Consider the following 22,097-nt stretch of genomic DNA (forward strand, 5'->3'; position numbering starts at 1 on the left):
CCCTTAAGACTGCAAGACGTCTGTCAGGCGTTCAAGACGACCGCGAACGCTGCCATCAATCACCATATCGCCGGCGCGGATAATCACGCCAGCCAGAACAGACTTGTCAATTTTGCAATTCAGCTTAACTTTGCGTGACAGACGTTTTTCCATCGCAGCGGCAATTTTAGCCTGCTGTTCGTCGTTAAGTACGCTCGCAGAGAGCACTTCGACTTCGACGGTGGATTCCAGCAACGCGCGCAGTTCGATGAACTGCTGCAGCACCGCAGGAAGAACCAGTAAACGTCCATTTTCGGCCATTACACGGATAAAGTTCTGGCCATGTTCGTCGAGCCGATCGCCACAAACAGCGATGAACGTTTTGGACAGCGTCTCCGGCGCGACAGCGCCAGACAGCAGTTCAGAAATTTGTTCATTGCGAGTGACAACAGCCGCAAACGCCAGCATATCCTGCCAGCGCTCTACGCTTTGGTGCTCAACGGCAAAGTCAAAAGCTGCTTTGGCGTAGGGGCGAGCTACAGTTACAAATTCAGACATCAGCCCCTCCCTCCTTACAGTTCAGCGACCAGTTTATCAACGATGTCGCTGTTAGCAGCTTCATCCACGGAACGTTCGATGATCTTCTCGGCGCCGGCAATTGCCAGCATCGCGACTTGCTTACGCAACTCTTCACGAGCGCGCTTACGTTCGGCTTCGATCTCAGCCTGAGCCTGCGCCACGATTTTGTTACGTTCCTGCTCGGCTTCGGCTTTCGCTTCATCCATGATCTGAGCTTTGCGTTTGTTTGCTTGCTCGATGATCACCTGAGCTTCTGCTTTAGCAGTTTTCAGCTGGTCGGTCGCATTGGCTTGCGCTAAGTCCAAATCTTTTTTGGCACGCTCTGCAGAAGCGAGACCGTCAGCAATTTCTCCCTGACGCTTCTCGATGGCAGCCATAATCGGCGGCCATACATACTTCATGCAGAACCAGACAAACAGAACGAACGCGATGGCCTGGCCGAGGATTGTTGCGTTAAGATTCACAGCACAATGCCTCTTTAAAAGTTAATAGTGGTTTCAGTGTAGAGAAATTCTCTACTTACGCGACAGCAAACATCACGTACAGACCCAGACCAACAGCGATCATCGGGATGGCGTCAACCAGACCCATAACGATAAAGAACTGTGTACGCAGCAGAGGAATCAGGTCAGGCTGACGTGCAGCGCCTTCCAAGAATTTACCACCCAGGATGCCGATACCGATCGCAGCACCGATTGCCGCTAAACCCATCATCACAGCGGCAGCCATGTACAGCAGATCCATACTCAGGTTTTCCATGACAGTCTCCAGTTTGTTTCAGTTTAAAAGTGCAAGTGTTTTAAGAAAATCAGTGCTCTTCAGATGCCATCGACAGATAGACAATCGTCAGAACCATGAAAATAAAGGCTTGAAGCGTAATGATCAGGATGTGGAAGATAGCCCAAGGCAAGCTCAGGACCCACTGTGACCACCACGGCAACAGGCCGGCAATCAGGATGAAGATCAACTCACCCGCATACATGTTGCCGAACAGTCGCAGGCCCAGTGAAACAGGCTTGGACAGCAGGCTGACACCTTCAAGAATCAGGTTGATAGGAATGAATACAGGGTGGTTGAACGGCTGCATGGTTAACTCTTTAACGAACCCGCCAACGCCTTTCATTTTGATGCTGTAGAACAGAATCAGGATAAATACGCCCAACGCCATCGACAAGGTCACGTTCACGTCCGCGGTTGGTACTACGCGCAGTGCAGGCAGACCAAGATGAGCCCCGATAAACGGCAGGAAATCTACCGGAATCAGGTCCATCATGTTCATCAGGAATACCCAGACGAACACGGTCAACGCCAGTGGAGCAATGACTTTGCTCTTGCCGTGGTACATATCGCGCACGCTGCTGTCGACAAACCCGACGACCAGTTCCACTGCGGTTTGCAGTTTACCCGGCACGCCGCTGGTGGCGTTTTTGGCAACCCTGCGGAAAACCACCAGGAACAGAACCCCGAGGACAACGGAGAAAAACATCGAGTCGAGGTTAATCGACCAAAAACCAGTCCCGACCTGAAGCTGCGTCAGGTGGTGACCGATATACTCCTGTGGACTGTTGTATCCCTCTGCAGACATGATGCCTCTACCCTTATTTAGTTAATTTCGGTAACTGTTAATCACGGCGGGTGCCAAAATTTGCACCACTAACACCGCTAAATAGGTCAGGCCAAGCGGTATAAATTCCGCCTTGAACACCCCAAGCGCCACGATCAGCAAAACTATGGTGATCACGACCTTTAGCCCCTCGCCTATGGCGAACGACCAGGCAACCCGACCGGGCGCCGGCGTCTGCGCCTGATGGCGCAAGGCAAACAGCATAAACATTGCACTCGGCAACCAGGCGGCGAGACCACCAGCCAATGCCGAAGCGCTCCATTCCAGGCTTTTCAGCAAGAAAACAGCGCTGATCAGAACAAACGTCATTAACTGCAGAAACAGCAGTTTGCGTGCTACTTTTCCGCTGTAAAGGGACACAGACATGACGTTTGTTCTCTCCGTACCCCAGAGGGGGTATGCTGAGTGACGTATAAAACTGTCTTTGCTGTCCTGAGTCAAGCAGCAAAAAACGAGCAAATTATACGGGGCATACCAACGAATTCAATCGATAAGTAGCGAAAAGGTGAACAATTATTTAAATTCCCCCATTTGAGGCCATTTTCACAAGAAAACGGTCGGAATAATAGGGCTAATTTAATTGTCTGATTATTCCAGCATTGCACCAAGAAACGCGAAGCCGCTCACAATAATGTCTCGTCCTGATTTATAGCTCATCGTAGCCTAAACTGTCTTTAGCTAATTGAGTGATCAAAAGACATTACAAATCAAAACATTACAAGTTAACTGTTCAAAAACAATCCATACACCCGATAAAAACCTTTTATTGACAGCTTCCGGGCTAATATTACAACAGCCAATTAACATTAGCAGCAAAGCAGAATCGTTCGCCTATCGTTGCTAACGTGACTATTTCAAAATGCAATTACCTTATTGTCGCTAATTAACGGCGCTTTTTGTGTTAATAAAAAGTAAATTAACTAAAAAAACCGCATTTGGTTAGCCTGCTTATTTTTACTTTGGGCACTATCTTTTAATTCACGCTTATTTGATCGAAAGCAAACTCAGTTTGCCTTAAGTACCACCAAATGGCGTTCACCTTCGAGTTCCGGCACCTGCAGACGCACCACCGACTCCAGCACTATGCCTTCAGGCAGCTGGGCCAGCTCTTCATCCGGGCGTACCCCTTTCAGCGCATAGAACCTGCCCTGCCCTTTTGCCGGCAGATGATGGCACCAGGACAGCATATCCTGCAGCGAAGCGAAAGCGCGGCTGATGACGCCGTCAAACGGCGGTTCGGCCGGGAAAGCCTCAACACGGCTCTGCACCGGTTCGATATTGGTCAATCCCAGTTCATGCTGTACCTGGCGCAAGAAGCGCACTCGCTTGCCCAAGCTGTCCAGCAGGGTGAAATGTGAATCAGGACGGACGATGGCCAACGGGATGCCAGGCAGGCCGGGACCTGTGCCTACGTCGATAAAACGCGAGCCTTGCAGATGCGGATTCACCACGATGCTGTCGAGAATATGGCGCACCAGCATTTGCTGCGGATCGCGCACGGAGGTGAGGTTATAAGCCTTGTTCCACTTATCCAGCATGCCGACATAACCCAACAGCTGCTGTTTTTGCTGATCGGGAAGCGCAATACCTGCCGCCGAGAGCAGCGAATCTAATTTTTTCTGCACAACGTGTCCTCTGACAGGCGCGGAACGGCAAGCCAAATCAGGGCTGGCCAATGAGGCGACCATGATAATTCAGGCCCGGGATGATGTCAGCGGCCGTTTGCTCACAAAGGAAACAAACGACCGCCCAGAAACAGGATTTATGCGCTGCGGCGCAGCAGCCCCTGCTTTTTCAGCCAAATCAGCAGGATCGAGATCGCCGCCGGAGTGATGCCGGAGATACGGGAAGCCTGGCCGATAGAGTTCGGTTTATGATCGTTCAGTTTGGCGATCACTTCATTCGACAGGCCGGAAACCTGCCGATAATCGAGATCCAGCGGCAGCACGGTATTCTCGTTGCGCTGTTGTTTTTCGATCTCTTCCTGCTGGCGAGCGATGTAACCTTCGTATTTTACCTGGATCTCAACCTGTTCGGCAGCCTGAGTATCCGCCAGCGGCGGTGCGAAAGCGGCGACGGTGGTCAGCTGCGCGTAATCCATTTCTGGACGGCGCAGCAATTCCTCGCCGTTAGCCTCGCGTGACAGCGGTGCTTTCAGCAACGCGTTAACCTGCTCGACGTTTTCGGCGTGAGGATGCATCCAAATGTCACGCAAGCGCTGGCGCTCTTGTTCGATATGTTCCAGCTTCTCGCTAAAGCGCGCCCAGCGGGCATCGTCAACCAGGCCCAGCTCGCGGCCTTTTTCGGTCAGGCGCAGGTCGGCATTGTCTTCACGCAGCATCAGGCGGTATTCGGCGCGTGAAGTGAACATGCGGTACGGCTCTTTGGTCCCGAGAGTACTGAGATCGTCCACCAGCACGCCCAGATAGGCCTGATCGCGGCGTGGCGACCAGCCTTCGTCTTCATTGGCGTAGCGCCCGGCGTTCAGACCGGCCAGCAGGCCCTGGGCCGCAGCTTCTTCATAACCGGTGGTGCCGTTGATTTGGCCGGCGAAGAACAGGCCCTGGATAAATTTGCTTTCCAGCGTGGGTTTCAGATCGCGGGGATCGAAGAAATCATATTCGATGGCATAGCCTGGTCTAATGATGCGGGCATTCTGCATCCCTTCCATCGAACGAACGATCTGCATCTGTACGTCAAACGGCAGGCTGGTGGAAATGCCGTTTGGATAAATTTCATTGCTGGTCAGGCCTTCCGGTTCGAGGAAGATCTGGTGCGCGTTACGATCGGCAAAGCGCATCACTTTGTCTTCGATCGACGGGCAGTAGCGTGGGCCGATCCCTTCGATGATCCCGGCATACATCGGGCTACGATCGAGGTTATTACGGATCACGTCATGGGTTTTTTCATTGGTATGGGTGATGTAGCACGCCATTTGTTCCGGGTGCTGATTGGCATTGCCCATGAACGAGAAAACCGGAATCGGTGTATCGCCATGCTGCGGAGCCAGTACGCTGAAATCGATGGTACGTGCGTCAATGCGCGGCGGCGTGCCGGTTTTTAAACGGTTTACGCGCAGTGGCAGCTCACGCAGACGCTGTGACAGCGAGATCGACGGAGGATCCCCGGCACGGCCACCGCTGTAATTTTCCAGACCAATGTGGATCTTGCCGTCCAGGAAGGTACCTACGGTCAGTACCACCGCTTTGGCGCGGAATTTAAGGCCCATCTGGGTAACGGCGCCGACGACACGATCGTTTTCCACAATCAGATCTTCTACAGGCTGTTGGAAGAGAGTCAGGTTCGGCTGGTTCTCCAGAGCAGTGCGTACCGCCAGGCGGTACAACACACGGTCCGCCTGGGCACGTGTTGCCCGTACGGCAGGGCCTTTGCTCGCGTTTAGTATCCTAAACTGGATGCCGGCATGGTCGATCGCCGTGGCCATCAGGCCGCCAAGTGCATCAATTTCCTTAACCAGATGCCCTTTACCAATACCGCCAATCGCCGGGTTGCAAGACATCTGCCCCAGCGTATCGATATTGTGTGTCAATAATAAAGTCTGACGCCCCATGCGTGCCGCAGCCATAGCGGCTTCGGTACCGGCATGGCCACCACCGATGATGATGACGTCAAATTGCTCTGGATAAAACATGGAACTGCACCTCGCCGTATTGCGAACGATCGTTGTTTGCCCTGGGGTGGGGGATTCTACTCAAGTTTAGTCGATCGACCAAGTGGTCAGGATCTTAGGTAATTAAAAGAAGATCTTTTTTATTTAAAGATCTCTTTATTAGATCTCTTATTAGGATCGCGATCCTCTGTGGATAACTGATTATTCGCGAGTGAGATCAGCGGATTAAGGAGGATCGTTAGCTGTGAATGATCGGTGATCCTGTTGCTTATAAGCTGGGATCTAAATGGCATGTTATGCACAGGACAAAAAGCGACCTACGGTTGTTATTGGGATAACTACTGCTTTTACCCTGCTTTTAAGCATAGTTATCCACAATCGTTCGCGTGATCTTTGTGCAAATTAGAGTAAATTAACCCAGTTTTTTACCCATTCCTCTGCCGGATCCTCAGGAATTTCGTGTTTGGTCACGTCGATCTCCAGCCGATCGCCGATCCTTTTCGCTCCGCAGACGATCAAAAGATCGTTGATCCGTTGGATCGCGCCACAGAAGGTATCGTATTCAGAGCTGCCTAAACCGACGGCACCGAACTCTACCTGCGATAAGTCAGGCCGCTGTTCTTCTATTTGTTCCAGAAGCGGCTGCAGATTATCTGGCAAGTCGCCGGCGCCGTGGGTTGAAGACACCACCAGCCAGCGCCCGGACAGAGTCAGCTCATCCAATTCAGGGCCGTGAAGCATCTCGGTAGTGAAACCCGCTTCTTCCAGTTTTTCAGCCAGATGTTCGGCTACATACTCGGCGCTGCCAAGCGTACTGCCACTGATCAGAGTTATGTCTGCCATGAATGAATGATCCCAGCCTTCTCGAAGTCGCAGCATTGTACGCTGTGAATCGGCTGGGATCTACCTGTGGATAATATGGGTATACTAATTAACTGACTAAGGTGTGATGGTACGCATGATGGGGTTCTGCAGCGAGATCAGGGTTTCAGTGGACTGGATCTCGTCAATCGTCTGGATCTTGTTGATAAGTACCTGTTGCAATGCATCTATGGAGCGGCACATCACTTTGATAAATACGCTGTAGTGGCCAGTGGTGTAGTAGGCCTCGACCACTTCCTCCAGGCTTTCGAGTTTTTTTAGCGCGGAAGGATAGTCTTTGGCACTCTTTAATATAATGCCGATAAAACAGCAGACGTCGTAACCCAGCCGTTTGGGGTTTACGTCTACCCGTGCGCCGGTAATGATACCGGCCTGCTTCATTTTCTCTACCCTCACATGAATGGTGCCGGGACTGACGGCAAAGTTCTTCGCCAGTTCGGCATAGGGCGTGCGTGCGTTCTCCATAAGGGCGTTGAGAATGCCGCGATCGAGATTATCGATCTGGTAATTTTCCGCCATTTAAACCCCCATTAATTGCTGATTGTTGAATTATCACCGCCTAAAAATGAATGATTAAAAGTGAAAAGGCAATATTGATTATCGTATATTGAATTTTAGTGCCGTTATGTTGCTTAATCGATGGCAACAGAGACAGATTTATAAGAGAAACGGCAATGAAAAAACAGTTTATCCAAAAACAACAACAAATCAGCCTGGTCAAATCCTTCTTCTCTCGCCAACTGGAACAGCAGCTTGGCCTGATCGAAGTGCAAGCGCCTATCCTCAGCCGCCTGGGCGACGGAACTCAGGACAACCTGTCCGGCAGCGAAAAAGCGGTGCAAGTGAAGGTGAAAACCTTACCGGACGCCACTTTCGAAGTAGTGCATTCGCTGGCCAAGTGGAAACGCAAAACCTTGGGCAGCTATGATTTCGGCGCAGGTGAAGGCCTGTATACCCATATGAAAGCGCTGCGCCCGGATGAAGATCGTCTTAGCGCGATCCATTCGGTTTACGTTGATCAATGGGATTGGGAACGGGTAATGGGCGATGGCGAACGCAGCCAGGATTACTTGCAAAGCACCGTGCGCAGCATTTATGCGGCTATTAAGGCTACGGAAGCCGAAGTGAGCCGCGAATACGGCTTAACCCCGTTCCTGCCGGAGCAAATCCACTTTGTTCACAGCGAAACCCTGTTGCAACGTTACCCTGAGCTGGATGCCAAAGGCCGTGAGCGGGCTATTGCCAAAGAATTGGGTGCGGTATTCCTGATCGGTATCGGCGGCAAGCTGTCGCATGGCAAATCTCACGATGTGCGTGCACCGGATTATGATGACTGGACCACGCCGGCAGCAGAAGGGCTGGCTGGCCTGAACGGCGATATCGTGGTGTGGAACCCGGTATTGCAGGATGCCTTTGAACTCTCTTCTATGGGGATCCGCGTTGACGCCGACGCGTTGAAACGCCAATTGTCGCTGACTGGCGATGAAGATCGCCTCAAGCTGGAGTGGCACCAGTCGCTGCTGCGCGGCGATATGCCGCAGACCATTGGTGGTGGTATCGGACAGTCGCGTTTGGTCATGCTGTTGTTGCAACTGTCGCATATCGGCCAGGTGCAATGCGGCGTGTGGTCGCCGCAAGTGCGTGAAGCGGTCGAAGGGCTGTTGTAATCTTCAGCGCCGCCAGCGGCGCATTAAACGGCTTTTTAACCCGGTATCAAAGCGCCAGATATGATCGAAGATGCGCATGATGCCGGGTTTGCCATAGGCGGACATCGCCACGGCGTGGAAACGCTGCTGGTGGCTTTGCTGCTGCTGTTTCACCTTCTTTATTACCTCCTCCGGCAACCGCTGGGCAATAAAGTCGGAAATGATCACCGCGTCGGCGTCAAACCAGCCGCTGTCTGCCATTTTGGTGACAGTGGCGTTCAGGCAAGCGGCCAGATCGGTGCCGCCGCGAAAATGCTGACCGAGAAATCGCACCGCCTGCTCGATACCGCTGGCGGCGGTAAGCTCGTAATGCACGATTTGGTTGGCAAACAGCATGATGTAACAACGGCGGTTATCCGCCAACGCTATGCGCAGCAGCGCCAGGCAAAAAGCCTTGGCGCACTGCTCATTGAAACCGCCCATCGAACCTGAAGTATCCACACAGACGATAAACGGCCCGCGCGGTTGCTGATCTTGCTGCTGGTGGGTGACCTGTCGGATCAATATTTGCTCCTGCCAGACGTCGCCCTGCAGGCGATACGTCAACAGCCGCTTTTCCAGCAGGCGACGGTAAAATTCAAACTCCAGTTCTTCGATGCCCAGCGTGGCCAGTTCCGGTGGCAGCAGGCGCAGAATATCGTCGCTTTGGTGAATGCCGCTGACCTCTTCCGGCAGCGTGGCCGGTACCTGGACCATTACGCGGAACGGTTCCGGCAGCGCGTCTTGCTGTTGCACCGCCTTGGCCTGATAACTGCGGCCCAATTGCTGCGCCAGTTTTTTCAGCTCCGGCTGCTGTTGCAGGAAATTGCCGTATTCCACCAGCCGCTGGTAGTCGCCGCGTTGCAGATGGCCTTTGCTCATATCCCACAACCGCCCGGCGGCGGTGTCATTTTCCGACAACAGCGGCTCCAGCGCGCCGCTCAGCGCCAGACGTTCCTGCAGCTCCGCCATCAGTTGCTCTCGCTCCTGTTCCAGCAGTTGGTGGTGCAACATGGTGGCCTGCAGCGTCAGGCTGATGCGCCAGCGCTGCAAAAACAGGGTCTGGAAGCTGTCGTCCAGCGGATGATTGGGCAGATCGGCGGCGTCCACCAGCGAACGGGCCTGCTCATAAAACGGGGAAACCAGCTGGCGCAGTAGATCGAGGGTATCGTTCAGGTGGTGATAGAACTGGGTATTGTTTTCCAACTGACACTGTTGATAGCGATAAAACTCCTGCGCCAGCGCCGGGGGAACCATGGCTTCATGGATACGCTCTTTCAGTTGCAGTTTCCAGCGCGGCAGATCGCGATCCAGCGCCCGGCGGATGGCCGGAAACTTCTTGAAAAAAACCGTCAACTGCGGTGCTGCCAACATGCCGACGATCATCTCCTCGATCAGCTCGCCTTCGGTGATCGCCAGCAGCAGATCGAGCGTTTCCAGGCTGAGCATCGTTATTGGCCGCGCATCTGCTGGTGCTGCTGCTTGATCTGTTCCGCCACCTGCAACAGGCTGGCTTCAATTTTTGCCAGGCCGCCGGCAGGAGTAAACAGACAGGGCTGGTGTTGGCTGAACAACCGGCGCTGTTCTGCCAGGCGTTGTGCCAGCGCGTCCATTTCGTCCAGCATCGCCTGCGGAGTACCGCCGGTCTGTTTGCCGGGCAAGGCCAGCAGAGAAGGCTGGCGGCTGACGTCCAGTATCGTCAGGTGCAGTTGCTCGTCCACTTCCAGGTCGATCTGCTGGGCAAAGCCGATGCCGTTCAGTTTGGCGCGCACGTCGCCGCCCTTTTGCAGCCAGTTTTCCAGCGCGCTGCTTTCAATGGTCAGGTGGTTGACCTGAATATCATGCAGCTGCAGCGGCTTTTGCAGCAGCAGGGTCAGGGTGCCGGTGCCTAATGGCGCCGCCGGCATGAACTGGGGTTTTCTGCTGAACATGGCGCCTTTTTTCACCAACGCTATCGCCTGACGATCGCTCTGTTGTTGTTGATGTTGCAGCCAGCGGGTGTGGATCTGTTGTAGTTGGATCAACAGCGTCTGCTGCTGATAGGCCGACTCGGTCAGTAACTGGTCGATTTGCTGTTGCAGCAGCTTTAGCGAAGTGAGGTCATGCCACAGGCAATCCTTCAACAACATCAGGTCGAGCGGGGCGACGGCGTCGCGGCCGCTAAAGAAGGCGCAGGCCTGCAACAGCCGCAGCGCTTTTTTCCAACGACGGTCGGAAACGTAGGGAGCGCTTTCCAGCGCATCCAATCGTTGGCGCAACTGGAATATCAGTTCAAAGCAGCCTTCGGGCAGTTTGATCTTGTCGATCTGCGGTTGCCATTGGTGAAATTCTTCGTCGCTGATGCTCAAGGCCTCAGGGACCGGGTTGTCATTCTCATTCTGGCGGCTGATCAGCAGTGAGCGGAAATTCTGTTTATCCTGAACTTTGTCCAGCCACAGGCGGATCAGCATGCGGTCGTACAGCGCTTCCAGGCTGTTGTCGGCCTCAGGCAGTTCGTTAGAGGCGGTAACCAGTAATCGCAGTGGGATCGGTTCTTCGCTGTTGCCGTTGCGGAAGCGGCGTTCGTTGATCGCCGTTAACAGGGTATTTAGGATCGCCGGGCCGGCTTTCCAGATTTCATCCAGGAACACGATCTCCGCCTCGGGCAGATAGCCGGCGGTCAGACGCTGATAGCGGCCTTCATCTTTTAATGCCTGGATAGACAGCGGGCCGAACACCTCTTCCGGCGTCGAGAAGCGCGTCATCAGGTATTCAAACGAACGCGCGCGGCGAAAGGCGAATTTTAACCGGCGGGCAATCAGGCTCTTGGCGATGCCGGGTGGGCCGAGAAGAAACACGCTTTCACCGCTCAGCGCCGCCAGCAAACACAGGCGAATTGCTTCCTGCCGTTCATAAAGACCGCTCTCCAGCGCGCTGCTGAGGCGGGAAATCCGTTCTGCCAGAAGTGATGATGGCGCCATATTATTGTCGTGTTGTCCGAGAGTTAACCAATCTTGGTGGATAATCCGATGATAAACCACCATTATTTTTAATGGTATAGCTTGTTGATTAGTAAAATCTTTCTATTATCAAAAGGGTGGCTGGTTCACATTTTGTTTATTTTTCGGGGCTGATATAAGAGTAGGCAAGCAGTATAAATCGTGCATACTGTGCGCCTTTTAGTGGGCGTAACGGATCTTAGAGCCCGTATCTCTGGCTGATGCGGATGCATCGCTAACGGATGTTCTAATAAAGAAACGAATTATGAGCACAGAGCATAAACAGTCCTTATCAGCGGTAACTCTGGCGGCAATTGGGGTGGTTTACGGTGATATTGGCACCAGCCCTCTTTATACCCTGAGAGAGTGTTTCTCCGGCCATTATGGCTTCGATGTACGTCCTGACGTGGTGTTTGGCTTCCTGTCCCTGATTTTCTGGATGCTGATTATCATCGTTTCGCTTAAATATCTCAGCTATGTCATGCGTGCGGATAATGCCGGCGAAGGCGGCATCCTGACGCTGATGTCGCTGGCAGGGCGCAATACCTCCGCGCGCACTACTGCGGTGTTGGTGATTCTCGGCCTGATTGGCGGCAGTTTCTTCTATGGTGAGGTGGTGATCACCCCGGCGATATCGGTGATGTCGGCGATAGAGGGGCTGGAGATCGCCGCGCCGTCGCTCGATGGCTATATCGTCCCCTTATCCATTCTGGTGCTGACGCTGCTGTTCGCTATCCAAAAACACGGTACCGGCAGCGTCGGAAAACTGTTTGCCCCGGTGATGCTGCTGTGGTTTATCGTGTTGGCGGTGCTGGGTGCGCGCAGCATCATCGCTAACCCGGAAGTGCTGCAGGCGATGAACCCGAAATGGGCGCTGAACTTCTTTATGGAATACAAGAAGGTCTCGTTCTTTGCATTGGGCGCGGTGGTGCTGTCGATTACCGGCGTTGAGGCGCTGTATGCCGATATGGGGCACTTCGGCAAATTCCCTATCCGCCTGGCCTGGTTCACCGTGGTATTGCCTTCTCTGGTACTGAACTATTTCGGCCAGGGCGCGTTGCTGCTGAAAAATCCTGAGGCGATCAAGAACCCGTTCTTCCTGCTGGCTCCGGACTGGGCGTTGATCCCGCTGTTGATCTTGGCGACGCTGGCTACGGTCATCGCCTCGCAAGCGGTGATTTCCGGCGTATTCTCCCTGACCCGCCAGGCGGTGCGCCTGGGTTATCTGTCGCCGATGCGCATTATCCATACCTCGGAAATGGAATCCGGCCAAATCTATATTCCGGTGATTAACTGGATGTTGTATATCGCGGTCGTGCTGGTGATTGTGGGCTTCGAACACTCCAGCAACCTGGCGGCGGCGTACGGCATCGCCGTTACCGGCACCATGGTGCTGACCAGCATTCTGGTGACCTCGGTGGCGATTAACAACTGGCACTGGAACCGTTTCTTCATGGTCGGCATCCTGATTATCCTGCTGATTATCGACGTGCCGATGTTCTCCGCCAATGCCCTGAAACTGTTCTCTGGCGGTTGGCTGCCGTTGATGCTGGCGCTGGTGATGTTCATCATCATGACCACCTGGAAAAGCGAACGTTTCCGTCTGTTGCGCCGCATGCATGAACACGGTAACTCTCTGGAGGCGATGATTGCCTCACTGGAGAAATCGCCGCCGGTGCGAGTGCCTGGTACGGCGGTATTTATGTCGCGCGCCATTAACGTGATCCCTTTTGCGCTGCTGCATAACCTGAAACACAACAAGGTGCTGCATGAACGGGTGGTGCTGCTGACGCTGCGCACCGAGGATGCGCCTTACGTACACAATGTGCGCCGGGTGACCATCGAACAGCTTTCACCGACCTTCTGGCGGGTGGTGGCGAGCTACGGCTGGCGCGAAACGCCGAACGTTGAAGAAGTGTTCCACCGCTGCGGACTGGAAGGGCTGCCGTGTCGCATGACGGAAACCTCGTTCTTTATGTCGCATGAGTCGTTGATCCTGACCAAACGGCCTTGGTATCTGTTCCTGCGCGGCAAGCTGTTTATCGCGCTGAGTCGCAACGCGCTGCGCGCACCGGACCAGTTTGAAATCCCGCCGAATCGGGTGATAGAACTGGGAACCCAGGTCGAGATTTAACTCCCTCTCAGGGGCTCAGCAATGCTGGGCCCCTTTTGTTTCCGCTTTTTTGTTGTGCGAGCGAAACGTTTCGATAGCGATCACATTTCTGCATTATCCCGGTTGCCTTCCCCTGCCGTTTTTTTAAACTCATCCAATAGCGAAACGTTTCGCTGCTGGAGTGAGAAGATGAAAAAAGGCGTACTGCTGAATGCTGATGTTTCTGCCGTGGTTTCCCGGCTCGGCCATACCGATCAGATTGTCATCTGCGATGCGGGGCTGCCGATCCCGGCGGTAACGCAGCGTATCGATCTGGCGCTGACCCAGGGAGTGCCGACGTTTTTGCAGGTGGTCGGGGTAGTGACGCAGGAGATGCAGGTTGAAAGCGCCATTCTGGCGGAAGAGATGGTGCATCAAAATCCGCAGCTCCATCAGGCCTTGTTGGCTCAACTGACACAGCTTGGCCAACACCAGGGAAACACCATTAGCGTGAGTTATATCAGCCACCAGGCTTTTAAAGCGCAAACTGAACACAGCCGGGCGGTGATCCGCAGCGGTGAATGTTCGCCGTACGCGAACGTTATCCTCTGCGCCGGCGTAACTTTCTGAGGCATTTATGCAACCTTTACTGCAACTGAAAGGGATCGATAAAGCCTTTCCCGGCGTGAAGGCGCTTTCCGGCGCCGCACTCAGCGTCTATCCCGGTAAGGTGATGGCGCTGGTGGGCGAAAACGGCGCCGGGAAGTCCACCATGATGAAAGTGCTGACCGGCATTTATAACAAAGATGCCGGCAGTCAGTATTTTCTCGGCAAAGAGGTGGCGTTCAACGGGCCAAAGGATTCGCAGGAAGCGGGCATCGGCATTATCCATCAGGAACTGAACCTGATCCCTCAACTGACGATTGCGGAAAACATTTTCCTGGGGCGTGAGTTTGTTAACCGCTTTGGCCGCATCGACTGGAAGCGAATGTACGCCGAAGCCGACAAACTGCTGGCGCGGCTGAACCTGAGTTACAGCAGCCACCGGCTGGTGGGCGAACTGTCGATCGGCGATCAGCAGATGGTGGAAATCGCCAAGGTGCTGAGCTTCGAGTCGAAAGTCATCATTATGGATGAGCCGACCGATGCGCTGACCGACACGGAAACCGCGTCTTTATTTAAAGTGATCAACGAGCTGAAGGCCGAGGGACGCGGCATTGTTTATATCTCGCACCGGCTGAAGGAGATCTTCGAAATCTGCGATGACGTCACGGTGTTCCGTGACGGGCAGTTTATCGCCGAGCGGCCGGTCAGCGAGCTGCAGGAAGACCTGCTTATCGAAATGATGGTCGGCCGCAAGCTGGAGGAGCAGTACCCGCGGCTTAACCTGCCGCGCGGCGAAAAGCGGTTGCAGGTCCGCCAGCTTTCCGGCCCCGGTGTGCATGACGTCAGCTTTACCCTCTACCGCGGCGAAATCCTGGGTGTGGCTGGGCTGATGGGAGCCGGGCGCACCGAGTTGATGAAGATTCTCTACGGTGCAGCGCCGCGCAAAGCCGGCACGGTCAGCCTCGATGGCCATGAGGTGGTGACTCGCTCCCCGCAGGACGGCCTGGCGAACGGCATCGTGTATATCTCCGAAGACCGCAAGCGCGATGGCCTGGTGCTGGGAATGTCGGTGAAGGAAAACATGTCGCTGACTGCGCTGCGTTATTTCAGCCGCGCCGGCGGTAGCCTGAAACAGGCTGATGAGCAGCAGGCGGTAGGGGATTTCATTCGTCTGTTCAATATCAAGACCCCCTCGATGGAACAGCCGATTGGCCTGCTTTCCGGCGGTAATCAGCAGAAGGTGGCGATTGCCCGCGGTTTGATGACGCGGCCAAAAGTGTTGATCCTCGATGAGCCAACGCGCGGTGTCGATGTCGGTGCAAAAAAAGAAATCTATCAGTTAATCAACCAGTTCAAGCAGGAAGGGCTGAGCATCATTCTGGTGTCTTCGGAAATGCCGGAGGTGCTGGGCATGAGCGACCGCATCCTGGTCATGCACGAAGGGCACCTAAGCGGTGAATTCCCGATTGAACAGGCCACCCAGGAAGTGTTGATGGCAGCGGCTGTCGGCAAGCAATACGGCGTAAAGCAGGAGTAATCAGATATGAGTTCCCAGAGTGTCGCAAAGCGCTGGTTCAGTAAAGAGTGGCTGTTAGAGCAAAAGTCCCTGATTGCTCTGCTGGTGCTGATTGCCGTGGTCTCTTCAATGAGCCCGAATTTCTTCACCCTGAACAACCTGTTCAATATTCTCCAGCAAACTTCGGTGAACGCCATTATGGCGGTCGGGATGACGCTGGTGATCCTGACTTCCGGTATCGATCTGTCGGTGGGATCGCTGCTGGCGCTGACCGGTGCGGTGGCGGCGTCGATCGTCGGTTTTGAAATTAACGCGGTGGTGGCCGTTGCGGCGGCGCTGGCGTTGGGTGCTGCGGTGGGCGCCTGCACCGGCGTGATTGTCGCCAAAGGCAAGGTACAGGCATTTATTGCCACCCTGGTGATGATGTTGCTGCTGCGCGGCGTCACCATGGTGTACACCAACGGCAGCCCGGTGAATACCGGCTTTACCGACGTGGCCGATACGTTCGGCTGGTTCGGTATCGGCCGTCCGTTGGGGGTGCCAACCCCGATCTGGATCATGGCGATAGTGTTTATCGCTGCCTGGTACATGCTGCACCACACCCGCCTGGGCCGCTATATTTATGCCCTGGGCGGTAATGAAGCGGCGACCCGCCTTTCCGGCATCAGCGTCGATAAAGTGAAGATTATCGTTTATTCACTGTGCGGGCTGCTGGCGGCGCTGGCTGGCGTTATCGAAGTGGCGCGCCTGTCTTCTGCGCAGCCGACTGCCGGTACCGGTTATGAGTTGGACGCCATCGCGGCCGTGGTGCTGGGTGGTACCAGCCTGGCGGGCGGCAAGGGCCGCATCGTCGGCACGCTGATCGGGGCGCTGATCCTCGGCTTCCTGAACAACGGCCTGAATTTACTGGGTGTTTCTTCCTACTACCAAATGATCGTGAAGGCAGTGGTGATACTGCTGGCGGTTCTGGTAGATAACAAAAGCAACAAGTAACCTCCCCTACAGGAATCACGATGATGAAAATGAAAAAACTGGCAATCCTGGCTTCGGCCTTCGCTCTGACTGCTACCCTGAGCGCTAACGCGTTGGCGAAAGACACCATCGCGCTGGTGGTGTCCACCCTGAATAACCCGTTCTTCGTTTCCATGAAAGAAGGCGCGCAGCAGGAAGCCAACAAGCTGGGCTATAACCTGGTGGTGCTGGACTCGCAGAACAATCCGGCGAAAGAACTGGCTAACGTGCAGGATCTGATGGTGCAGGCGCCTAAACTGCTGCTGATTAACCCAACGGATTCCGATGCGGTGGGCAACGCCATCAAGATGGCCAATCAGGCCAAAATCCCGGTCATTACGCTGGACCGCGTGGCGAGCAAGGGCGAGGTGGTCAGCCATATCGCTTCGGATAACCGCGTTGGCGGCAAAATGGCCGGCGACTTTATCGCTAAAAAAGTGGGCGCAGACGCTAAAGTGATCCAGTTGGAAGGGATTGCCGGTACCTCCGCCGCCCGCGAGCGTGGCGAAGGGTTCAAGCAGTCGCTGGATCAGAACAAATTCAAACTGCTGGCCAGCCAGCCGGCAGATTTTGACCGTACCAAGGGCCTGAACGTAATGCAGAACCTGCTGACTGCGCATCCGGATGTGCAGGCAGTGTTTGCGCAGAACGACGAAATGGCGCTGGGCGCACTGCGCGCGCTGCAAACCGCCGGTAAAACCGATGTGGTCGTGGTAGGCTTCGACGGCACCGCCGACGGCGTGAAAGCGGTTGAAGGCGGCAAGTTGGCGGCGACCGTGGCGCAGCGCCCGGACCAAATCGGCGTGATTGGCGTGGAAACGGCGGATAAAGTCTTGAAAGGCGAGAAAGTGCCGGCAACCATCCCGGTTGATTTGAAACTGGTCACTAAATAAGTCATACCAGCGCCATCGAAACGGGGCGTTTATGATGGCGCGCAATTCAGGAATCAATGCGATGGAAACAGGTAAGCTGGTGGTGCTTGGCAGTATCAATGCCGACCATATCCTCAATATTGAGCAGTTTCCCCACCCGGGTGAAACGGTGATCGGGAAACAGTATAAGGTGGCATTTGGTGGTAAAGGCGCGAATCAGGCGGTGGCGGCAGGGCGCAGCGGTGCGGATATTGCCTTTATAGCCTGCGTCGGCGCAGATGACATCGGTGAACGCATCCGCTTGCAACTGGCGACCGATCGCATTGATACCCAACCTATTGAGGCGATTGCCGACAACACCACTGGCGTGGCGCTGATTTTTGTCAATGCCGAAGGCGAGAACGTGATCGGCATCGATGCCGGTGCCAATGCCGCCGTAACGCCCGACTATCTGGCGCGCTATCAGCAGAAAGTGATCCAGGCCGATGCTTTGCTGATGCAGCTCGAGTCACCGCTGGAAACGGTGACGGCCGCCGCTCGTCTGGCGAAGCAGCATCAAACGCAGGTGATCCTCAATCCGGCACCGGCGCGTGAGCTGCCGGATGAACTGCTGGCGATGATCGATATGATTACGCCCAATGAAACGGAAGCCCAGCGCCTCACCGGCATAGCCATCGCTAATGATGATGATGCGGCGCGCGCGGCCCAAGCCTTGCACGATAAAGGCATCGGCACGGTGATCATTACTCTTGGCAGCCGTGGCGTTTGGCTGAGTGAGAACGGCAACGGCAAGTTGGTGCCCGGCTTCAAGGTTAAAGCGGTAGACACCATCGCTGCCGGCGATACTTTCAACGGGGCGTTGGTGACGGCGCTACTGGAAGGTAAAACCATGGCGGATGCGGTGCGCTTCGCCCATGCGGCGGCGGCAATCGCGGTAACCCGCCCTGGCGCTCAGCCTTCCGTGCCCTGGCGCGAAGAGATCGACGCCTTCTTGCAGCAGCAGGAGTAACTCCTTTGGCCACCATGAAAGATGTCGCTCGCCTGGCGGGCGTTTCAACCTCGACGGTTTCACACGTTATCAATAACAATCGCTTTGTCAGCGACAGCGTGCGCGACAAGGTCATGGCGGCCGTAGAACAATTGAACTACGCGCCCTCCGCCTTGGCGCGCAGCCTGAAGCTCAACCAGACGCGGACCATTGGCATGCTGGTGACTTCCAGCAACAACCCGTTCTATGCCGAAGTGGTGCGTGGCGTTGAACGCAGTTGCTACGAGCGCGGCTACAGCCTGATCCTGTGCAATACCGAAGAGGATGCCGCACGCATGAACCGCAGCATGGAGACGCTGTTGCAAAAACGCGTCGACGGCCTGCTGTTGATGTGCACCGAAAACCATCGACCGTCACAGGATGCGCTGAGCCGCTATCCGTCACTGCCTATCGTGATGATGGACTGGGCTCCGTTCGAAGGGGCCAACGACATCATTCAGGATAACTCGCTGCTGGGCGGGGAGATGGCGACCGATCACCTGATCGCCCGCGGTTATCGCAATATTGCCTGTATCGCCGGCCCGCAGGATAAAACCACCGCACGCCATCGTTTGGAAGGCTACCGCCGTGCCATGCAACGCGCCGGGCTGGCGATCCTGCCCGGATACGAAGTGCACTGCGACTTCGAGTTTGAAGGTGGAGTTGCCGCGATGAAACAGCTGCTGGCGTTGGCCGAACCGCCGCATGCGGTATTCGCCGGTAACGACGCGGTAGCGGTAGGCGCCTATCAGGCGCTATACCAGGCAGGGTTATCGGTACCGCAAGACATGGCGGTGATGGGCTACGATGATATCGAACTGGCCAAATATCTGGCGCCGCCGTTAAGTACTATTCACCAGCCGAAGGATTCGCTGGGGGAACTGGCGATTGATGCGCTGATCAACCGCCTGCAGAATCCGGAACGTGAAGCCCAGGTTCTGGTGCTGACCCCTGAGCTGGTGGAACGTGCTTCGGTGGGCCACCGCTAGCCCGCCGCTTTCGCTTCTTTCTTCGCTTCCCGGCCGCCGATCAGATTGCGGCCATCCTTCGTTCTCAACAGCATGAAGACAAACGCCGACGCGACGGTGACAATCCCCATGGTAATAAAGGTGTAGTGGAAGTGATCGATCATGGTGCCGAGCGACATCGATTCGTAGAAACGCAAAACTGCTGCGCTGATCGCCACGCCGAAGCTGATGGATAGCTGCTGGGTGACCGCCAGCACGCTGTTGCCGGAACTGGCATTGGCATCGTTTAAATCCGCCAGACTGATGGTATTCATGGCGGTGAATTGCGTAGACATAGCCATGCCGAGAACGAACAACGGCAAGATCATCAACCACAGTGGCATCCCCGGGCTTTGCAGCGCGAACTGGGCAATCAATACGCCGATAATTACCGTGATGCCAACCAACGTCTTGCGGTAACCGAACCAGCGCAGCACCTGTGTGACGGTGGATTTTGCCATCAGCGAACCTACGGCAGTCGGTGCCATCATGCAGCCGGCGATAATCGCAGAATAACCGAAGCCCACCTGCAGCATCAGTGGCATCAGAAATGGCACACAGCCGGTGCCCAGGCGCGAGGCGACGTTGCCGGCAATGCCCACCGAGAAGGTGCGGGTCTTGAACAAGTCCAGACCAATCAGCGGTTGGGGATGCCTGCGGGCATGAGCGATATAACCGAACAGCATCACCACGCCGCTCAGCAGGATCCCCAGCGAGATATAGCTGGCCAGCACTCGTTCGCCGAACAACTCAAGCCCGGTGGAAACCAGCACCAGACTCAGGCCAAACAACATAAAGCCAATGAAATCGAAACGGCGCTTGGGAGTGGTGAAGTCCGGCATGTATTTACGCGCATAGAAGATGCCGAGCAGGCCAATCGGGATGTTAATCAGGAAAATCCAATGCCAGGTGGCGTAGGTCACCAGCCAGCCGCCCAGCAGCGGCCCCATGATTGGCCCAACCAACCCCGGCATGGTCACGAAGTTCAGTACCGGTAATAGTTCGCTGCGCGGATAGGCGCGCAGCAGCGCCAGACGCGCCACCGGCATCATCATCGCGCCGCCGATCCCCTGAATGACGCGTGAAGTCACCAGCACGCTTAACGTAGGGGAAAGCGCACACAGCAATGACCCCAGGGTAAACAGCGACACCGCGAGGATAAATACCCGGCGGGTGCCGAAGCGGTCCGCCAGCCAACCGCTGACCGGGATCAGCATGGCGACCGTCAGCGTATAGCTGATTACGGCGGACTGCATCGCCAACGGCGAGCGATCCAGACTGTGGGCGATCGCCGGTAATGCGGTGTTGAGGATGGTGGCGTCCAGTGCCTGCATAAAGAACGCCATTGCGGCGATCCAGGGTAGTCCTGCCATACTGCGCGCGGATTTGGTCATTGTCGGTCCTGGTTAGCTGTCGTATCCGTCCCTCTCATCTTTCTTCTCTATATATAAGTAGGGGATGGGTTAGTCTTTCTCTTTGAGTAAAACCTGGCATGCGGCTAACGCCTGGGGGCCGTCACCGGCCAGTATCGCATCTACGATGGCCTGATGGTGTTGGAGCTTAATCACTTCATTGCCGGTAATGGCGCGGAAGTAGCTTTGATACACCGAACTGAACAGGTTGGCGAATGATGTCAGAAACGGGTTACCGCTGGCTTTATAGATAAGCTGGTGGAATTGGGTATCAACCTGGATCCAGCGCTCGCGGTCAAATTGAGTATGCAGCGCACGCATCTCCGCCATCAATTCGGCTAACTGCGTGGTTTGCTGAGCGCTGGCGTTGGCCGCAGCTAGCGAGCAGGCCTGTGGTTCCAGTGACGTGCGCAATATAAGGAAGTGTTGCATCACCTGATCGAAGTTTTCCCGGGTCATCCACCAGGTCAATAAATCTTGATCGAGGAAATTCCACTGGCTTTGCGGCATCACCCGGGTACCGATGCGCGGACGAGGCAGCAGCATACCTTTAGCTGCCAGCATCTTTACTGCTTCACGTACCGCCGTGCGACTCACGCCGAATTGTTCTCCCAGTTCCATCTCTCCGGGCAAGATACTGCCTGCCTGATAATCGCCTGCCAGAATTTGTTGGCCGAGTTTCTCTGCAAGCAGATAAGAAAGGTTGCGTTGGGCGGCCTGTTGTTGGGTATTAAATTGCATGGCTGCGAGTCCTTACTGACATTGTTACTCTTATTTTACTCTACGGATCGCCGGCTTTTGTGGCTGTTTGCCGGAAAAAGTGACGAAATCGCTGGCTTGTGCAGCGTTTTGCCGAAAAAATCCGCGCTTGAAAAGTTTTTTGCATTTAGGGGTTGCGGCCTTCTGAGAACTCCCTATAATGCGCCTCCACTGACCGGGAACAACGACTCCTCTAATGAGAACCAATCGCCAGGTCGGTAAGAGAAAAGCAAAATAAATGCTTGACTCTTCGGGTGAAAAGCGTAGTATACGCCACCTCGAGATAGCCAGCTACGGCGACTAACTCACTGCTCTTTAACAATTTATCAGACAATCTGTGTGGGCACTCCACAAGACGATATCCAGTACCTTCGGGTACGAAAAAATATCAAGTCTTGAAGAGTGACTACTGAAGTAAAATTCATTTAGTAACCTTT

Annotated in this window: 21 protein-coding genes; 8 read left to right on the forward strand and 13 right to left on the reverse strand. The window is 54.8% G+C overall.

Translation table 11 applies throughout. The annotated features are described in order from the left end of the window. Positions 1 to 3 precede the first annotated feature (3 nt). The 9 genes from atpH to asnC all read right to left on the reverse strand — a co-directional run bounded on the left by atpH (position 4) and on the right by asnC (position 7,214). Positions 4 to 537: a F0F1 ATP synthase subunit delta gene (atpH, locus tag D4100_RS15875; protein ID WP_006321798.1), complete on the reverse strand. Its 534-nt coding sequence runs from the start codon at positions 535 to 537 to the stop codon at positions 4 to 6. 14 nt (positions 538 to 551) lie between these two features. Then, entirely contained in the window at positions 552 to 1,022 is a 471-nt protein-coding gene (atpF, locus tag D4100_RS15880; protein ID WP_004950476.1) for a F0F1 ATP synthase subunit B, read from the reverse strand. 55 nt (positions 1,023 to 1,077) lie between these two features. Next, positions 1,078 to 1,317: a F0F1 ATP synthase subunit C gene (gene atpE, locus D4100_RS15885; protein WP_004093904.1), complete on the reverse strand. Its 240-nt coding sequence runs from the start codon at positions 1,315 to 1,317 to the stop codon at positions 1,078 to 1,080. 49 nt (positions 1,318 to 1,366) lie between these two features. Next, positions 1,367 to 2,143 carry a F0F1 ATP synthase subunit A gene (gene atpB, locus D4100_RS15890; protein ID WP_119804752.1) on the reverse strand — a complete coding sequence of 259 codons (777 nt, stop codon included), beginning with the start codon at positions 2,141 to 2,143 and terminating at the stop codon, positions 1,367 to 1,369. A gap of 21 nt (positions 2,144 to 2,164) precedes the next feature. Beyond that, the gene (gene atpI / locus D4100_RS15895; protein WP_006321811.1) at positions 2,165 to 2,548 is read right to left on the reverse strand and encodes a F0F1 ATP synthase subunit I; all 384 of its coding nucleotides are present in this window, start codon (positions 2,546 to 2,548) and stop codon (positions 2,165 to 2,167) included. A gap of 638 nt (positions 2,549 to 3,186) precedes the next feature. After that, positions 3,187 to 3,807, reverse strand: coding sequence for a 16S rRNA (guanine(527)-N(7))-methyltransferase RsmG (gene rsmG / locus D4100_RS15900; protein ID WP_006321814.1), 621 nt, complete (start codon positions 3,805 to 3,807; stop codon positions 3,187 to 3,189). A 137-nt stretch (positions 3,808 to 3,944) separates the two neighbouring features. Beyond that, complete coding sequence (gene mnmG / locus D4100_RS15905) at positions 3,945 to 5,834, reverse strand: tRNA uridine-5-carboxymethylaminomethyl(34) synthesis enzyme MnmG (protein WP_119804753.1); 1,890 nt, start codon at positions 5,832 to 5,834, stop codon at positions 3,945 to 3,947. A gap of 381 nt (positions 5,835 to 6,215) precedes the next feature. Further along, on the reverse strand, positions 6,216 to 6,656 hold the full coding sequence (gene mioC, locus D4100_RS15910) for an FMN-binding protein MioC (protein WP_006321822.1): 441 nt from the start codon (positions 6,654 to 6,656) through the stop codon (positions 6,216 to 6,218). A gap of 96 nt (positions 6,657 to 6,752) precedes the next feature. Continuing rightward, a complete protein-coding gene (gene asnC / locus D4100_RS15915) occupies positions 6,753 to 7,214 on the reverse strand; it encodes a transcriptional regulator AsnC (RefSeq protein ID WP_004950461.1) in 462 nt (153 codons plus the stop codon). Between the two features lie 155 nt (positions 7,215 to 7,369). On the opposite strand from asnC, the gene asnA reads away from it, so the two are divergent. Beyond that, on the forward strand, positions 7,370 to 8,362 hold the full coding sequence (asnA, locus tag D4100_RS15920; RefSeq protein ID WP_006321828.1) for an aspartate--ammonia ligase: 993 nt from the start codon (positions 7,370 to 7,372) through the stop codon (positions 8,360 to 8,362). Between the two features lie 3 nt (positions 8,363 to 8,365). Here the strand turns inward: asnA and viaA are convergent, their stop codons facing one another. Beyond that, a complete protein-coding gene (viaA, locus tag D4100_RS15925; protein ID WP_006321831.1) occupies positions 8,366 to 9,829 on the reverse strand; it encodes an ATPase RavA stimulator ViaA in 1,464 nt (487 codons plus the stop codon). A 2-nt stretch (positions 9,830 to 9,831) separates the two neighbouring features. Then, entirely contained in the window at positions 9,832 to 11,340 is a 1,509-nt protein-coding gene (ravA, locus tag D4100_RS15930; RefSeq protein ID WP_119804754.1) for an ATPase RavA, read from the reverse strand. Positions 11,341 to 11,623: 283 nt separating this feature from the next. Here ravA and kup point away from each other — a divergent pair, with 283 nt between their 5' ends. From kup to rbsR, 7 genes are all read left to right on the forward strand, one after another. Continuing rightward, positions 11,624 to 13,492 (forward strand): low affinity potassium transporter Kup, encoded by a 1,869-nt coding sequence (kup, locus tag D4100_RS15935; RefSeq protein ID WP_119804755.1) that lies wholly within the window; start codon positions 11,624 to 11,626, stop codon positions 13,490 to 13,492. Positions 13,493 to 13,660: 168 nt separating this feature from the next. Next, positions 13,661 to 14,080, forward strand: coding sequence for a D-ribose pyranase (rbsD, locus tag D4100_RS15940; protein ID WP_006321841.1), 420 nt, complete (start codon positions 13,661 to 13,663; stop codon positions 14,078 to 14,080). A 7-nt stretch (positions 14,081 to 14,087) separates the two neighbouring features. After that, entirely contained in the window at positions 14,088 to 15,593 is a 1,506-nt protein-coding gene (gene rbsA / locus D4100_RS15945; RefSeq protein ID WP_006321842.1) for a ribose ABC transporter ATP-binding protein RbsA, read from the forward strand. 6 nt (positions 15,594 to 15,599) lie between these two features. Beyond that, a complete protein-coding gene (rbsC, locus tag D4100_RS15950) occupies positions 15,600 to 16,565 on the forward strand; it encodes a ribose ABC transporter permease (RefSeq protein ID WP_004950441.1) in 966 nt (321 codons plus the stop codon). 23 nt (positions 16,566 to 16,588) lie between these two features. Then, positions 16,589 to 17,476, forward strand: a complete 888-nt coding sequence (gene rbsB, locus D4100_RS15955; RefSeq protein WP_006321844.1) for a ribose ABC transporter substrate-binding protein RbsB — start codon at positions 16,589 to 16,591, stop codon at positions 17,474 to 17,476. Between the two features lie 61 nt (positions 17,477 to 17,537). Then, a complete protein-coding gene (gene rbsK / locus D4100_RS15960; RefSeq protein ID WP_006321853.1) occupies positions 17,538 to 18,464 on the forward strand; it encodes a ribokinase in 927 nt (308 codons plus the stop codon). A 5-nt stretch (positions 18,465 to 18,469) separates the two neighbouring features. Beyond that, positions 18,470 to 19,471 carry a ribose operon transcriptional repressor RbsR gene (gene rbsR, locus D4100_RS15965; protein WP_004950431.1) on the forward strand — a complete coding sequence of 334 codons (1,002 nt, stop codon included), beginning with the start codon at positions 18,470 to 18,472 and terminating at the stop codon, positions 19,469 to 19,471. Here rbsR and mdtD read toward each other — a convergent pair. Together mdtD and D4100_RS15975 are read right to left on the reverse strand one after the other, a co-directional pair. Next, positions 19,468 to 20,883 (reverse strand): multidrug transporter subunit MdtD, encoded by a 1,416-nt coding sequence (gene mdtD, locus D4100_RS15970; protein WP_119804756.1) that lies wholly within the window; start codon positions 20,881 to 20,883, stop codon positions 19,468 to 19,470. The two genes, rbsR and mdtD, sit on opposite strands and share 4 nt — an antisense overlap. Positions 20,884 to 20,952: 69 nt before the next feature. Next, positions 20,953 to 21,642: a FadR/GntR family transcriptional regulator gene (locus tag D4100_RS15975; RefSeq protein WP_119804757.1), complete on the reverse strand. Its 690-nt coding sequence runs from the start codon at positions 21,640 to 21,642 to the stop codon at positions 20,953 to 20,955. Between the last annotated feature and the right edge of the window lie 455 nt (positions 21,643 to 22,097).

Origin of the sequence: Serratia inhibens (genome assembly GCF_003591175.1) — a bacterium.
Lineage (GTDB): Bacteria > Pseudomonadota > Gammaproteobacteria > Enterobacterales > Enterobacteriaceae > Serratia > Serratia inhibens.